The organism is Anaeromassilibacillus sp. SJQ-5 (assembly GCF_054108045.1).
Genome location: NZ_JBPJWQ010000001.1, coordinates 2257208 through 2272055, shown reverse-complemented (window position 1 = coordinate 2272055; position 14848 = coordinate 2257208). Strand labels below are relative to the sequence as shown.

Here is a 14848-nt window from a genome sequence, read left to right as displayed (position 1 = left end):
CCCCTCCTATAAGCGGCGGGCCAGGGCCGCCAAATCGTCCGCGCACGCGTACAGAAAATCCTGATAGGGGCAGTACCCGTCCTCCGCGGCGAAAAACTCCCGGGTGCGCCGGCAGCCCCCGCCGCAAAGGGGGAAGGCCCTGCAGTCTCCGCACAGGGGATGGAGCGGCGTGGGCGCGGACAGAAACGCCTGCGCCGGCCCGCTCGCCTCCATGGCGGCGAAGCTGTCGGTAAGGACGCTGCCGCAGCGATATTCGTCCAGCACATAGAAATCGCAGGGATACACGCTCCCGTCCGCCTCCACCACCATCTGCATGGCGCAGCGGCCCAGCAGCCCGCACTGCCCCGGCGGATCCCCTCGCAGCATTCCCACCAGATTGTCGAACAGCCGCACGCTGACCGGCTGTCCCCGTTCCCAGTCCGCCTTCCACAAAACAAAGGTCTGTTTGAGAAACGCCGCATAATCCCGGGGCGTCAAATCGAAGGGCTGCCGATCCCCTCCTTCCAGCGGCCGCAGACAGGGGATGAACTGCAGATACCGGTAGCCCGCCCGGGTCAGGGCGGCGTAAACCTGCCGGGGGTGCCGGGCCATCTGCCGGGTCACTACCGCCAGAATGTTGTACGCCGCGCCGTGCGCGTCTAGTCGCCGGATTCCGCGGGTGACCGCCGCGTACGTCCCCCGGCCGTCCTTGTCCAGCCGCAGAAAATCGTGCACCTCCCGGCTGCCATCCAGGGATACCCCCACCAGGAAATCGTGCTCGCTGAGAAACGCCGCCCACTCGTCGGTGAGCAGGGTGCCGTTGGTCTGCAGGGCGTACCGCACCCGCACCCCTGCCGGCTGTTTCTCCCGGACATAGGCGGTGAAGGCCCGGAAAAAGTCGAGCCCCGCCACCGCCGGCTCCCCGCCCTGGAACCCGAAGGTGATTTCCGCCGGGCCAGCCCCCACGTGCTCGAAGGCCCGGTCGATGACCGCCTGGGCGGTGCGTTCCTTCATCACCCCGTGGCTGTAGGCCTCCCGGTGGCTGGCCACATCGTGGTAGAAGCAGTAGCGGCATCGCATATTGCACAGGGAGGAGGCGGGCTTTATTAACATGGAAAACTGGCGCATAGGCTGTCTCCTTTCGTTTCGCTCCTTTCAGTATACGGTCGTCCGCCTCGAAATGCAAGACCTGCGCGAAAATTTGTTCGCCAACCCACTGGCGCGGCATACTCGTTTTTCTTTATCTCCCCTTCATCAAATCCTAAGATTTGGCCCATTGACGTTGCCGCGCCAATTGGGTATGCTTTTTTACATACCGATCGGTTGTATATAAATGAAAACTGAGCCTGGACACCGCCGTCCGCCCCATGCCATCCCCACGGAAGGAGCCTGCTATGAAACCGAAAAAACTGTTCCATCGGAACTTCAGCCTGATGATCATCGGCCAGATCATTTCCCTGTTCGGTAACGCCATCCTGCGCTTCGCCCTGTCCATGTATGTGCTGGATCTCACCGGCTCCGCCGCCGCCTTCGGCACCATTCTGGCCGTCTCCATGATTCCCACCGTCCTGCTTTCGCCGGTGGGCGGCATCATCGCCGACCGGATAAACCGGCGGAACATCATGGTCGCTCTGGACTTCACCACCGCCGGCCTGATCGCCGTTTTTACCCTGTTGTTCACCGTCAGCGACAGCCTGTGGATCATCGGCCTGCTGATGGTGCTGCTGAGCGTTATCCAGTCGTTTTACCAGCCCTCCGTCCAGGCCAGCATCCCAGCCCTCACGGCGGACGAGAACCTGATGAAGGCCAACAGCGTGGTCATTCAGGTCAATGCCCTGGCGAATCTGGTGGGCCCCGTCCTGGGCGGCTTTTTGTACGGCTTCTTCGGCCTGATGCCCATCCTCATCGCCAGCGGCCTGTGCTTCTTCACCTCGGCGGTGATGGAAATCTTCCTGCACATCCCCTTTATCCGCCAGCAGAAAAACGGCGGCCTGCTGCGTACCGCCGGCGGGGACATCCAGGCCGCCTTTCACTTTATCTCGAAAGAGAACCCCCAGGTGTATCCTTTGATGTTCGTCATCACCGGTCTCAACCTCTTCCTGGCCGGCATGGTGACGGTGGGCCTGCCCTATATGGTGAAAATTTTTCTCGGCCTGACCTCCCAGCACCAGGGCTTTGCGGAAGGGTCCATGGGCGTGGGAGCCATCGCCGGCGGCCTGCTGGCCGGTGTGTTCGCCAAAAAGGTTCCTTTCAACCGGTCATACCGCTTCCTGCTGACCGCGGTGCTGCTGGTGCTTCCCGCCGCCGCCTCGGTGGTGTCCAACGCCCATCCCATGGTATCCTACGGCGTGCTGCTCGCGTCGGTGCTGGGCTGTATGGCCGGCGCCACCCTGTTCAATATCTCCGCCCAGACCTTTATCCAGCAGCAGACCCCCGACCATCTTATCGGCAAGGTGATGTCCTTCGTGTCGGTCATCGCCGTGTGTACCCTGCCCATCGGCCAGGCCATGTACGGCTTTTTGTTCGAGGCGTTTAAAGAGCGCATCTTCCTCGTGGTGCTGTTCGCCGCCGTCATGGGGCTGGTCATCGCCCTGGCCGTGCGGCATATCCTGCGCCGGGTGCCGTCGCCGCAGGCGATGGACTGAGCGCCTCCCGGCTTGCGCGCCGGTGGGTTTTATGCTACCATACGGGTAACACTTGCGAAAGGGGAGAGCGCCTTGGTGCTGGAAGCGCTGCCCATGTCCTTCGCCGTCTGCCAGACGGCCGATTTCTCCCAGGTGGATTTCGACGACGCCTATTGCTTTGCCGCCAGAACGCAGGACGAGTGGTCGCTCGTCTGCCGGGAAAGCCGGCTGCCCGCCAACTGCCTTCGGTGCGAGCGGGGCTGGCGCGGCCTTAGGATCCGGGGCACCCTCGATTTTTCCCTGGTGGGCGTCCTTTCCTCTCTTGCCGGCTTGCTGGCCGCCCGCGGGGTGAGCCTGTTCGCCGTCTCCACCTATAACACCGATTACCTGTTTGTCCGCCGGGCTCAGTATCCGGCCGCTCTGTCCGCCCTGCGGGAGGGTGGGTACCCGGTGGAGGAACCCGCCCGCTATGAGGAAGAGGAGGCGCCGATATGTCCGCAACCATGATGGCGCTGGTGCGCCGGGGAAACCAGGCCCGCTTGGAGGAACGCCCCGTCCCCGCCCTGCTGGATGGGCGGGACGCCTTGGTGCGGGTCACGTTGTCCACCATCTGCACCAGCGATCTGCATATTCTGCACGGCGCGGTGCCCAGTGCGCGGGACGGCGTCGTCCTGGGCCATGAGTTCGTCGGGGAGGTCGTCGCCGTCGGGGAGCGGGTGAACGGCCTGCGCCCCGGCCAGCGGGTGGCCGCCAACTGCATCACCTTCTGCGGGGACTGCTGGTTCTGCCGCCAGGGGTATATCAACAACTGCGAACGCGGCGGCTGGGAACTGGGCTGCCGCATCGACGGCTGCCAGGCGGAATATGTCCGTGTCCCCTTCGCCGACAGCGGCCTGACCCCCATTCCCGACGGCGTGTCCGATGAAAAGGCGCTGCTGCTTGGGGATATCCTGGCCAGCGGCTATTTTGGGGCGGAACTGTGCGCCATTCGGCCGGGGGATACCGTGGCGGTCATTGGCGCGGGACCGGTCGGTCTGTGCGCCATGCTCTGCGCCCGCCTGTTCGGCGCCGCCGAGGTCATCGCCCTGGATACCGATGAGACCCGCCTGCGCGTCGCCCGGGAGCGGGGTCTCTGCCGGCTGGCCCTCAACCCCCGGCATCTGGGGGAGACCGAAGCCCTGGTGCGCGGGCAGACGGCTGGCCGGGGCGCCGACGCCGTTATCGAAGCCGCCGGGGGAGAGACCAGCTTCGAGCTGGCCTGGCGGCTGGCCCGGCCCAACGCGGTGGTGGCCCTGGTCGCCATGTATGAGCGGGAGCAGGTTCTGCCCCTGCCCGCCATGTACGGGAAAAACCTGATTTTCAAGACCGGCGGCGTGGACGCCGTCCATGGGGAGCGCCTGATGAAGCTCATTGAGGCCGGCGCGCTGGATACCTCCTTCCTGCTGACCCACCGTGCCCCCCTCAACGATATCCTGGAGGGCTACCGGGTTTTTGGGCAAAAGGCGGCCGGTTGCCTGAAATGGGCCGTCACGCCGTATGAACGGTAGCGTGTCTAATCAGGCTCTGTATCATAAAAATGGGCTGTTGCAAAATGTAAAATTTTGCAACAGCCCATTTTTCAACGGCTCCCTTTGGCCGCGTTAGTTCCAATTTTTCAGCTTCAGCATCCGGAGCCGGCCGGGCAGCGTGTTTTCCAGGCATAGCACGCGCAAAGAGCCGTCCTCCTGCCGGATCAGCCCGTCCAGCCCGTCGTATACCCCGGTCAGCAGCTTGGAGGACGAGGTATACAAACGGGATAGCTTCCCCTGCGCATTGATCCGATACAGGTACACCTGGCTTTCAGGCCGGGTTTTCATGGAAAGCGGATCGATGAATTTGCCCATGTCATGCACCTGCACCAGCGCTTCCCCGCTGTCCAGCGGGAGCAGATAGCGGGCGAATCCCATATCATCCAGCCCGACGATCATGTCGCCTCCGACCAGCTTTCCATCGGCGCTCATTTTCCAGAACGCCACGCCGGTGCTTTTTTTGCTCTGGTACTGGGTCGGCGGCTTGAGCCCCGTCTGCTGCAGATTGCCGGCGCTCGTCCGGTGGGAAAATTGCCCCACAAGCAGGAATTGCCCGTCGTCGAGCGGGAGCATCCCCCCGAACTCTATGGCCGGGAATTCCACCTGGAACGCCAGGCTGCCGTCGGCGTTGCTATGAAAATACACGCCCGATTTCTTGGATGCGCCTCCGCCTCCGCCAGCCCCCGTCAGGCTGCCGTCCTCCTCGATCCATACGTCCCGGATATACCCCACCGGCACGTTCACCGGCTCGTATTCCCGCTGTGTCAGCGGCTTCCCGTCCGCGTCCCAGTGGAAGCGGTAATGTGTGATCCCCTCTCCGCCCGGGCCGTATGCCTCCACCATGCCGACAAGATGGCCGTCCGCCGTCTCCCGCAGGCTGTTCGCCCCGTAGCCGGAGATGTTGTCCGCCCCGACGGAAGCGCCCGAGCGGGCCCACAAAACCTGCCCGTGAGCGTCAAATTTTACCACCAGGGTGGAGCCGCCCTCGGCCCCGGTGATCCCGTAGAGGTCGAAGTCGCCGCCCGCCCGGCTGCCGGTGTTGCCACAGGCGACAAACCCGCCGTCCCTCGTGGCGATGACCTTGTAGAACGATTCGGAGACGTCCCCGCCGAACAGACGGATAAATTGCAGCTGGCCCGCCTCGTCATATCGCGCCGCGAAAGCGGAGCGCCCGACGTTGCCCGGTGTACGCTTGTCGGCGTATTCGTCGGTGCACCCGACCAGCACATAGCCGCCGTCCGCCATTTGGACATAGGCGGACGGTTCCGCGCGGATGGAATCCGTCGTGAACCCCAGCTCCAAAGACAGCTCGGTGACTGTCATAGGGGCCGTCGAAGCGGCGGTCGTGGTCTCCCGGCTTTGGACGGTGGTTTGGACAACGGTTGTTTGAGTCGTCGTGGCGGCTGTCGTTTCCTCCGCCGACGGCGCGGACGCGGCATAGGATATGCCGCCGGATTCCAACGGTATCCCCGTTTCCCGCAGCCCGCTGCGGTGAATCAGCACCCCCGCGCCGGCGAGGAGCACCAGGGCCGCCGCTGTGGCCGCCCCATATTGCGCGATCGTCCGCGGCTGGATTTTCCGGGGCAGGAACTGCGCGGAATCCGGCTGCCGGTAGGGCTCGTTCCCATTCTTTTCGTGATCCGGAAAGCGCAGCTCCGCGTCTTCCCGCAGCTTCTTTTTCCACCATTCCTGTTTCATGTGTCAGCACTCCCTTCGTAATATGCTACCAGCTTCCCGCGCGCCTTGTGGTACCGCCAAAGGACGGTGCCGTAAGGGGTGTCCGTGTGGACGGCGATCTCCTTGAGGCTGTAGCCGCCGAACACATGTAAGACAATGGTTTTATACTCGTTGACGTTCAGCGCCGCCATGGCCTTGGCGATGACAATGTCCTCAAGTACGCAGGTTTCAAATTCCGCCCCGTCGTCTATGCTCCGGATTTTATGCTCCTCCGCCCGGGCGGTTCGCAGCAGATAGCGGGACACGTTGCGGGTGATGGAAAAAATCCAGGCCCGGCCGCTGCTTCCCGGCGTGTACCGCGCCGCCTGCCTGCGAAGGGTGAGAAACACCTCGTGCGCTGCGTCCTCCGCCATGGCCGTGTCGTTCGTGATGGACGCGGCGAGCAGAAAGACCGGCCGGTACATCTCCTGATACAGCTTTTCCAGCGCCTGCCCGGCCTGCTCGCCCTCTCCTTGCAGATCGACCAGCCACTCGTCGATATAACCGCCCATGCAATCCCTCCCCCTATATATGAATAGCACGGCCCCTCCGGATCATTGGCGGGGCGGAAAATTTTGAACAAAAAGCTGCCTAGGCTCCTTTTGAATCACCCAAAGAGCGGACTCCTCTGTTTTGCAGATTTCCCCACTTTCCATCACAATTTGGTGGATTTTGTTTGTCATCTCGGACAAGGTGTATTATACTGGTATATGGAATGGAAAGCAACTGGAGGAGAAGACGCATGATTACAGGCGCCATCAAAAATAAAGTGGATAAAATCTGGACGGACATCTGGGCGGGCGGTATCACCAACCCCTTGACGGTCATTGAACAGCTGACCTACCTGATGTTCATCCGTTCGTTAGATGAAAAGGAACTGGAAACCGAAGAGCTTGAAAACATGACCGGCGAGAAGATGAACAAGATTTTCCCCCCGTCCGCTGTGGGACAGTCCATGCGCTGGAGCAAATTCAAGGATAACGATCCCCGCGACATTTACGCTGTGATGTCCCAGCGGGTATTCCCGGCGATTAAAAACATGAAACGCGGTCATCTGCCGGATTTCACCGAACAGGGCGAGCTGATCGAGATTCCGGACGATTTCGGCAGCGGCGAGCCGAACAACACCGCCTTTGCCCGGTATATGAGTGACGCTATGTTCCTGATCCCCACGCCCCAGGTGCTGCAGAAAATCATCACCGGACTGGACGATTTGTATGAGCATGACATTGCCGATCGGGACATGCAGGGCGATCTGTACGAGTATATGCTGGGCAAGCTGGCAACTGCGGGCCAAAACGGCCAGTTCCGCACCCCCAAGCACATCCGGGAAATGATGGTGGAGCTGCTGCGGCCCACCCCGGACGACACCATCTGCGACCCGGCCTGTGGCACGGCGGGCTTTCTGGTATCCGCTTCGGAGTATATCCGGCGGCACTATGAGGACACCATGACCAACGAACAGTGGGAGCACTTTGTCGGCGACGCCTTTACCGGCTTTGATACCGACCGCACCATGCTGCGCATTTCCGCCATGAACCTGATGCTGCACTCCATCAGCCATCCGGAAATCGATTACAAGGACAGCGTTTCCAAACAAAATCAAATCAGCGACAAGTTTACCATCTGTCTGGCCAACCCGCCCTTTAAGGGGACGGTGGACGCGGAAAGCATCCACGACAACCTGAAAGCCGTGACCAACACCAAAAAGACCGAGCTGCTGTTTCTGGCGCTGTTCCTGCGGATGATGAAAAAGGGCGGCCAGTGCGCCTGCATCGTGCCGGACGGCGTGCTGTTCGGCTCTTCAAAAGCGCATCAGGCCATCCGCAGGGAGCTGGTGGAGAACCACCAGCTGCGGGCGGTGATCTCCATGCCCTCCGGCGTGTTCAAGCCCTATGCGGGCGTTTCCACAGCGGTGTTGGTATTCACCAAAACCGGCGCGGGCGGCACCGAAAATGTTTGGTTTTATGACATGAAGGCCGACGGCTTTTCTCTGGACGACAAGCGCAGCGAAATCGCGGAGAACGACATTCCCGACATTATCGAGCGGTTTCACCATCTGGAGCAGGAAACCGCCCGCCAGCGCACCGAGCAGAGCTTTTTTGTGCCCAAGCAGGAGATTGCCGACAACGATTATGACCTGTCCATCAATAAATATAAAAAGGTGGAGTATGTGCCGGTGGAGTATCCCTCAACCGCCGAAATCATGGCCGATCTGCACGAACTGGAAATGGAGATCACCGCAGGACTGGCAGAATTGGGGGGGATGCTGTGATAGCGAGATTGGGGGATGTTTGTGAGATTCAATCCGGTGGTACACCAGCACGTTCTAATTTAAGTTATTGGGAAGGTGGAACAATCCCATGGGTAAAGATAAGCGATATTAAGGGAGAGTACTTACAAATCACAGAAGAATTTATAACTGAAGAAGGACTTCAAAACTCTTCTGCAAAAATATTCCCAAAAGGAACTATTCTTTACACTATTTTCGCAACCCTTGGAGAAACTTGCATACTTGATATTGATGCAGCAACAAACCAAGCAATCGCAGGAATAACTATAAAGAGCGATAATGTTTATCGTGAGTACCTCTATTACTATCTAGTTTCATTAAAATCGGCAGTAAATCGCTTGGGACGTGGCGTTGCTCAAAATAATATTAACATGGGTATTTTAAGAAATCTCCCCATCCCCCTCCCGCCCCTTGACGAACAGCGCAAAATCGCGGTGGTGCTGGACAAGGTCAGCGATCTGATTGCCAAACGCCGCCAGCAGCTGGACAAGCTGGATAAGCTGGTGAAATCCCGATTTATCGAACTGTTCGGTGACCCGATTCTAAATCAATACGGTTGGAGCAAAGTGCCGTTGGAAGAAAATGCAACGCTTTTGAACGGCAGAGCATATAAGCAAGACGAACTGCTGGATAGCGGAAAATACCCAGTGCTTCGCGTTGGAAATTTCTTCTCTAATCGAGGATGGTACTATTCCGATTTGGAACTCGACGAAGACAAGTACTGCGAGAACGGAGATTTGCTATATGCTTGGTCAGCTTCATTCGGCCCACAAATTTGGAATGGCGACAAGGTAATATACCATTACCACATATGGAAAGTGCTTGTGGGCAGTGCATATAACAAGCAATTCCTCTGCAAATTGCTCGAATACGCCACCGAATCGCTTATGGGAGATACCCATGGCATAGCTATGATGCATCTAACCAAAAGCGGTATGGAAAAAACTGAGTTTATTGTACCGCCGATTGACCTGCAGGAGCAGTTTGCAGCCTTCGTAGAACAGACCGACAAATCAAAATTGGCAGTTCAGCAAGGGCTGCAAGAACTAGAGATTTTGAAAAAATCCCTGATGCAGGAGTATTTTGAATAAGGTAAACCTCATTTTTCCAGAATGGGTGGTGTCTTTATGATGAACTTCTCATTTCTCTCGTCCAAGCCGGACTACGCCCTCTTTTCCTCCGCCTGCATCGAAGCGGAGAAAATCTACGCCACCGCTCCCGCCATGTGCGCCGTGGGCTGCCGCAAGGCGCTGGAATTGGCGGTCAAGTGGGTCTATTCCGCGGACAAGACCATGAAAATGCCCTACAAGGACAATCTCCAGTCCCTCATCCATGAGCCCACCTTTCGCTTTGCCGTGGATGCCAACACCTGGGGCAAGCTTCCCTTTATCATCAAGTTGGGCAATCTGGCGGTACATACGGAGCGCAGCGTGCAGCCCAGCGACGCCCTGGCCTCCCTGCGGGGTCTGTTCGAGTTTATCCAGTGGATCGATTACTGCTACGGCGCCGATTATGAAGAACGCACCTTTGACGAAAGCCTGATTCCCACCCAAAGGATGGTTGTGGACACCAAAAAAATCAAGGAACAGGAAAGCCTGCTGGATGAAAAAAAGGCGGAAATCGAGGCGCTTCGTAAACAAATCGAGCAGCTGGCCGCCCGGTATACCGCCGAAAAGGAACAGCATAAGCAGGAGCGCACCTTCCAGCCGGAAGATCTCTCCGAGTTTCAGACGCGAAAAGTTTATATCGATGTGGATCTGAAGCTCATGGGATGGAAATTTTCCGGTCCGGATGCGGATGTGCAGGAGGAATACCCGGTGGAGGGCATGGCCGGTGTGGTTGGCCAGATGGGGTATTGCGACTATGTCCTCTTTGGTAAAGACGGCCTGCCCCTGGCGGTGGTGGAAGCCAAGCGCACCAGCAAAGACCCCAACATTGGACGAAAGCAAGCGGTTTTATACGCGGATTGCCTGGAACGGAAATTTGGCCGCCGCCCCATGATATTCACCACCAACGGCTTTGAAACATATTTCTGGGACGATCAGACTGGCCCCCAGCGAAAAGTCAGCGGCATTTTCAGCAAAGACGATCTGCAAAGGCTGATGAACCGCCGCACGGAGCGGCTGGATTTGATGAGCATTCCCATCGACGACAAAATCACCGACCGGTATTATCAAAAAGAAGCCATCCGGGCGGTCTGCGGCCAGATCGATCAGGGCTTCCGCAAGCATCTGCTGGTTATGGCCACCGGCACCGGCAAAACGAGAACCGCCTCCAGTCTGACGGACGTGCTCAGCCGTGGAAAATGGGTGACAAACATCCTGTTTCTGGCCGACCGCACGGCGCTGGTGAAGCAGGCAAAGGACGACTTTAAGAACTATCTGCCGGATATGTCCCTGTGTAATCTGTGTTCCAACAAGGATGATCGGAATGCCCGCATCGTGTTTTCCACCTACCCGACTATCCTGAACGCTATTGACGACACCAAATCCGGGGATGGGCGGCAGCTGTTTACCCCGGCGCATTTTGATTTAATCATTATCGACGAGAGCCACCGGAGCATTTTCAAAAAGTACCGGGCGATCTTTGAGTATTTCGACGCCCTGATGGTGGGGCTGACGGCCACGCCGAAAACGGACGTTGACCGCAATACCTACGACTTTTTTGAAATGGAGCACGGCGTCCCCACGTATGCCTACGATTATGAGACGGCGGTTGACCAGGATCATGTGCTGGTGCCTTATTATAACTATGAGGTCAAGACTAAATTCCTCGAAGAAGGCATTGTCTATGAGGAACTGTCGGACGAGGATAAGGAACGGTATGAGGATGATTTCATCGAAGACGATGTTTTACCGGAAGTCATCCCATCGGAAAAGCTCAACAAGTTTGTGTTCAATGAAACCACAGTGGACATTGTGCTGCAGGATTTGATGGAGCGGGGCATTCAAGTGGCGGGCGGAGACCGCTTGGGGAAAACCATCATCTTTGCCCAGAACAAGCGTCATGCAGAGTTTATTCTGGAGCGGTTCAACAAGCTGTACCCGCAGTATCACGGCACGTTTGCCCAGCGGGTTGTCTGTGACGATGCCTATGCCCAGACGATTATCGACGACTTTAAGCAGCCGGAAAAAGAGCCGCATATCGCAGTATCGGTGGATATGATGGATACCGGCATCGACGTACCGCACGCGGTCAATCTGGTGTTCTTCAAAAAAGTACGCTCGAAAGCAAAATTTTGGCAGATGATTGGACGGGGCACAAGACTGTGTAGTGGCCTTGCCTGTATCGACCAAATCGATGGAGAGTATACGGACAAGCGCCGGTTCCTGATTTTTGATTACTGCGGCAATTTTGAATATTTCCGGGAGCACAAGGAAGGGTACGAAAGCCAGGAAACCAAAACATTATCCGAAAGTATTTTCGGCAAGCAAATACGGCTTGCTATGACTTTGCAGGGAAGTGCTTTTGCGCAGGAGCGCTATCAGGCCTGGCGAAGCGAAATCGTCGACGTTTGCCGTAAGCAGGTTTTGGAGCTGAACCCGGAGCTGATCGCCGTAAAACTGAAGCTGCAGTATGTGGAAAAGTATAAAAAGCGGGAATCCTTTCTTTCTCTCGGGGAGGGGGACAAGGGAGAACTGCTGACACACATGGCCCCTCTTGTCCGGCTGAATGATCCCGATGAGTTTGCAAAACGGTTTGATAATTTTATGTATGGCCTGATGCTGGCCCATGTGGAACATATGCCGGCGTTCCCATATGCAAAAAAGCAGCTGTGCGAAATGGCCGCGCTGTTAGAGCACAAGGTAAGCATTCCGCAGATCAGGGAAAAGCTGCCGGTGCTGCGGGAGATCCAAACAGACGCTTTTTGGAATGCCAACGACCTTCTGCTGTTTGAGCGGGTGCGAAAAGACCTACGGGAACTCATTAAGTTCTTGGATGAAGACGGCTCAGAGCAAAAACGCATCGTGACCAAACTGAAGGATCCGATTATTGACCGGCAGGAAGGCCTCCAGTTGGGGGCTGCCTATGATTTTGAGGACTATCGCGCCAAGGTAAACCGCTATGTGAATGAGAACGGCAATACGCTTGCCATTCACAAGCTGACGCATAATATTCCGCTTTCCATGGGCGATTATCAGGAATTGGAACAGGTGCTGACGAGCGAGCTCGGAAGCAAAGAGGATTATGCGCGTGAATTCGGAGATACGCCCTTTGGTTTGCTGATCCGCAAAATTGCCAAGTTGGATCATGAAGCGGCGATGCAGGCGTTTTCTGCCTTTATCAATGACCAGTCACTCAACCAAAAGCAGATAGCTTTTGTATATAAGATTATCAACCACATGGAATTGAACGGGTATATGGACAATATCGCAGAGCTTGCGAATCCGCCGTTTGATAAACCGATCGGGTTTGTCAAGCTGTTTGATGCGAAGACCAGAGCTGCCATAATGGAGACCATCAACCAAGTTCGGGACAATGCCATTCAAATCGCTGTATCCTAATAGGAATTGGAAAGCAGAGGGGCAGGTGGAAACGTCCGCTCCTCTGCTTTTTCTTAGTGGAAATGAACGTCCTTGAACCGCTTGGACCCTGGCGTCTCGCTGCGCGAGCCGCTGTGAAAAGCCTACGGCTTTTCGGAAGGGCACCGCCATAAGTGCGTTTTCGTCAACGAACAAAAAGCAGCCCACCCTGACGGGTGAACTGCTTTTTCTTGGTGGACGTGAACGTCCTTGAACCGCTTGACCCCGGCGTCTTGCTAAAGCAAGCCGCTGTGAAAAGCCTTCGGCTTTTCGGAAAGACATCGCCATAAGTCCATTATCGCCCATAAAAAATCACGGCCCGCCCTAAAGGGCGAACCGTGCTTTTTGGTGGACGTTAACGGACTTGAACCGCTTGGACCCTGGCGTCTCGCTGCGCGAGCCGCTGTGAAAAGCCCCCGGCTTTTCGGAAGGGCATCACCATAAGTCCGATACCGCATACCAACAAAAAACAGCCCACCCTGACGGGCGGACTGTTTTCTGTTGGTGGACGTTAACGGACTTGAACCGCTGACCCTTCGCACGTCAAGCGAATGCTCTACCAGCTGAGCTAAACGTCCTCGTTTTTTGGAACGAAGACGATTATATAGGAAATTCGCCGGCTTGTCAAGGGGAATTTCTAAATTTCCCGCCGCCGTCCCTTTTCGCTCTCCGCGCCTCCCTTTTTCGGCAGGGCGCAGACGAAACGCCCCTTTCTTCGACAGATTCCAGCGAAAACGCCAAACTTTGCAGGATTGATAAAATTAACTTGCAAATTTTTTCCGCATATACTAAAATGAAGGATAGTTTTGAAATGACGATGCAATCTGAGAGGAGCATGTTCTCATGAAAGCGCTGAAAGAATTGACCAAGGCCCAGCTGAGCGCCCGGGCGGCGGAGCTGCAGGAACAGTATGACGCCTATAAGGCCCGGGGCCTGAAGCTGGATATGTCCCGCGGCAAGCCCGGCCCCGAGCAGCTGGATCTCACCCTGGACATGCTGGAATGCGTCAATGAGCGGGAAGGGTATAAAACCGCCGACGGGGTGGATACCCGCAACTATGGTCTGCTCGACGGGATTCCCGAGGTCAAATCCCTGTTCGGCGACATTCTGGGGATGGAACCCGCCAACATCATCGTGGGCGGCAATTCCAGCCTCAATCTCATGTTCGATTATATCGCCGGCGCTTATGCCAAGGGCGTCTGCGGCCATCAGCCCTGGATTCTCCAGGGCGCGGTGAAATTCCTCTGCCCGGCTCCCGGTTATGACCGGCACTTTGCCGTGACGGAGTATTTTGGCCTGGAGCTCATCCCCGTGGAGATGACCGAAACCGGCCCCGACATGGACGCGGTGGAACGCCTGGTACAGGATCCGCTGGTCAAGGGCATCTGGTGCGTACCCATGTACTCCAATCCCGACGGCATCACCTATTCCGACGACACGGTGCGCCGCCTGGCCGCCCTGCGCCCGGCAGCGGAGGATTTCCGCATCATGTGGGACAACGCCTATTGCCTGCACCATCTGAGCGACGAGGGCGACACCCTTTTAAACATATATAAGGAGGCCGAAGCCCGCGGCAACGAGGACATTGTCATGATGTTCGCCTCCACCTCCAAAATCAGCTTCCCCGGCTCCGGCGTGGCCGCCATGGCGGGCAGCCCCCGCAACATCGCGGATGTCAAATCCCGCATGACGATTCAGACCATCGGCCACGACAAGCTGAATATGCTCCGCCACGTCCGGTATTTCAAGAACATTGACGGCGTGAAAGCTCATATGAAAAAGCACGCCGCCATTCTGCGGCCCAAATTCGAGGTCGTGCTGACCACCCTGGAGAAGGAGCTGGGCGACAAGGACATCGCCCGCTGGCACAATCCACGCGGCGGCTACTTTGTCAGCGTCAACCTGATGGACGGCTGCGCCAAGGAGACGGTGCGTCTGCTCAAGGAGGCCGGCGTCGTCATGACCGGCGCGGGCGCCACCTATCCCTACGGCAAGGATCCCAAGGACTCCAACATCCGCATCGCGCCCACCTACCCGCCCCTGGACGAGCTGAAGGTGGCCATGGAGTTGTTCTGCATCTGCGCCGAGCTGGCGGCGGTTAGGAAGCTGCTGGCGGAATAAGCACCCGATAAGCGGCGGCTTGAA

General features: G+C 57.3%; 10 protein-coding genes and 1 tRNA gene. 7 read left to right on the top strand and 4 right to left on the bottom strand.

The window, feature by feature from the left end:
- Positions 1-6: 6 nt before the first annotated feature.
- Positions 7-1107, bottom strand: a complete 1101-nt coding sequence (locus tag ACSAMM_RS09700; RefSeq protein WP_457791199.1) for a radical SAM protein — start codon at positions 1105-1107, stop codon at positions 7-9.
- A gap of 266 nt (positions 1108-1373) precedes the next feature.
- Here ACSAMM_RS09700 and ACSAMM_RS09695 point away from each other — a divergent pair, with 266 nt between their 5' ends.
- The 3 genes from ACSAMM_RS09695 (at position 1374) to ACSAMM_RS09685 (ending at position 4150) form a co-directional block, all read left to right on the top strand.
- A complete protein-coding gene (locus tag ACSAMM_RS09695; protein ID WP_457791198.1) occupies positions 1374-2624 on the top strand; it encodes an MFS transporter in 1251 nt (416 codons plus the stop codon).
- A gap of 75 nt (positions 2625-2699) precedes the next feature.
- Complete coding sequence (locus ACSAMM_RS09690) at positions 2700-3110, top strand: ACT domain-containing protein (protein WP_457792173.1); 411 nt, start codon at positions 2700-2702, stop codon at positions 3108-3110.
- Entirely contained in the window at positions 3095-4150 is a 1056-nt protein-coding gene (locus tag ACSAMM_RS09685) for an alcohol dehydrogenase (RefSeq protein ID WP_457791197.1), read from the top strand. Before ACSAMM_RS09690 ends, ACSAMM_RS09685 begins: the two co-directional genes overlap by 16 nt.
- Before the next feature lie 93 nt (positions 4151-4243).
- On the opposite strand, the gene ACSAMM_RS09680 is transcribed toward ACSAMM_RS09685, so the two are convergent.
- Together ACSAMM_RS09680 and ACSAMM_RS09675 are read right to left on the bottom strand one after the other, a co-directional pair.
- Positions 4244-5869, bottom strand: a complete 1626-nt coding sequence (locus ACSAMM_RS09680) for a hypothetical protein (protein ID WP_457791196.1) — start codon at positions 5867-5869, stop codon at positions 4244-4246.
- Complete coding sequence (locus tag ACSAMM_RS09675) at positions 5866-6399, bottom strand: sigma-70 family RNA polymerase sigma factor (protein WP_178725868.1); 534 nt, start codon at positions 6397-6399, stop codon at positions 5866-5868. The genes ACSAMM_RS09680 and ACSAMM_RS09675 overlap by 4 nt, the downstream gene beginning before the upstream one ends.
- 230 nt (positions 6400-6629) lie before the next feature.
- Here ACSAMM_RS09675 and ACSAMM_RS09670 point away from each other — a divergent pair, with 230 nt between their 5' ends.
- Genes ACSAMM_RS09670 through ACSAMM_RS09660 form a run of 3 tightly spaced genes read left to right on the top strand, consistent with a single transcriptional unit; the run spans position 6630 to position 12685 of the window.
- Positions 6630-8162 (top strand): N-6 DNA methylase, encoded by a 1533-nt coding sequence (locus ACSAMM_RS09670; protein ID WP_457791195.1) that lies wholly within the window; start codon positions 6630-6632, stop codon positions 8160-8162.
- Positions 8159-9271 carry a restriction endonuclease subunit S gene (locus ACSAMM_RS09665; RefSeq protein WP_457791194.1) on the top strand — a complete coding sequence of 371 codons (1113 nt, stop codon included), beginning with the start codon at positions 8159-8161 and terminating at the stop codon, positions 9269-9271. Before ACSAMM_RS09670 ends, ACSAMM_RS09665 begins: the two co-directional genes overlap by 4 nt.
- Before the next feature lie 36 nt (positions 9272-9307).
- A complete protein-coding gene (locus ACSAMM_RS09660; protein WP_457791193.1) occupies positions 9308-12685 on the top strand; it encodes a DEAD/DEAH box helicase family protein in 3378 nt (1125 codons plus the stop codon).
- Between the two features lie 520 nt (positions 12686-13205).
- Here the strand turns inward: ACSAMM_RS09660 and ACSAMM_RS09655 are convergent.
- Positions 13206-13281: transfer RNA gene (locus tag ACSAMM_RS09655), tRNA-Val, on the bottom strand.
- Positions 13282-13546: 265 nt separating this feature from the next.
- Between ACSAMM_RS09655 and ACSAMM_RS09650 the strand changes: the two genes are divergently transcribed.
- Entirely contained in the window at positions 13547-14824 is a 1278-nt protein-coding gene (locus tag ACSAMM_RS09650; RefSeq protein ID WP_457791192.1) for an aminotransferase class I/II-fold pyridoxal phosphate-dependent enzyme, read from the top strand.
- Positions 14825-14848: the final 24 nt, after the last annotated feature.

Excerpts from the sequence above, each read along its gene's own strand:
- ACSAMM_RS09660 (WP_457791193.1), top strand. The coding sequence starts at position 9,308 with ATGATGAACTTCTCATTTCTCTCGTCCAAGCCGGACTACGCCCTCTTT.
- ACSAMM_RS09680 (WP_457791196.1), bottom strand. The coding sequence starts at position 5,869 with ATGAAACAGGAATGGTGGAAAAAGAAGCTGCGGGAAGACGCGGAGCTG.
- ACSAMM_RS09650 (WP_457791192.1), top strand. The coding sequence starts at position 13,547 with ATGAAAGCGCTGAAAGAATTGACCAAGGCCCAGCTGAGCGCCCGGGCG.
- ACSAMM_RS09700 (WP_457791199.1), bottom strand. The coding sequence starts at position 1,107 with ATGCGCCAGTTTTCCATGTTAATAAAGCCCGCCTCCTCCCTGTGCAAT.
- ACSAMM_RS09695 (WP_457791198.1), top strand. The coding sequence starts at position 1,374 with ATGAAACCGAAAAAACTGTTCCATCGGAACTTCAGCCTGATGATCATC.
- ACSAMM_RS09675 (WP_178725868.1), bottom strand. The coding sequence starts at position 6,399 with ATGGGCGGTTATATCGACGAGTGGCTGGTCGATCTGCAAGGAGAGGGC.
- ACSAMM_RS09670 (WP_457791195.1), top strand. The coding sequence starts at position 6,630 with ATGATTACAGGCGCCATCAAAAATAAAGTGGATAAAATCTGGACGGAC.
- ACSAMM_RS09685 (WP_457791197.1), top strand. The coding sequence starts at position 3,095 with ATGTCCGCAACCATGATGGCGCTGGTGCGCCGGGGAAACCAGGCCCGC.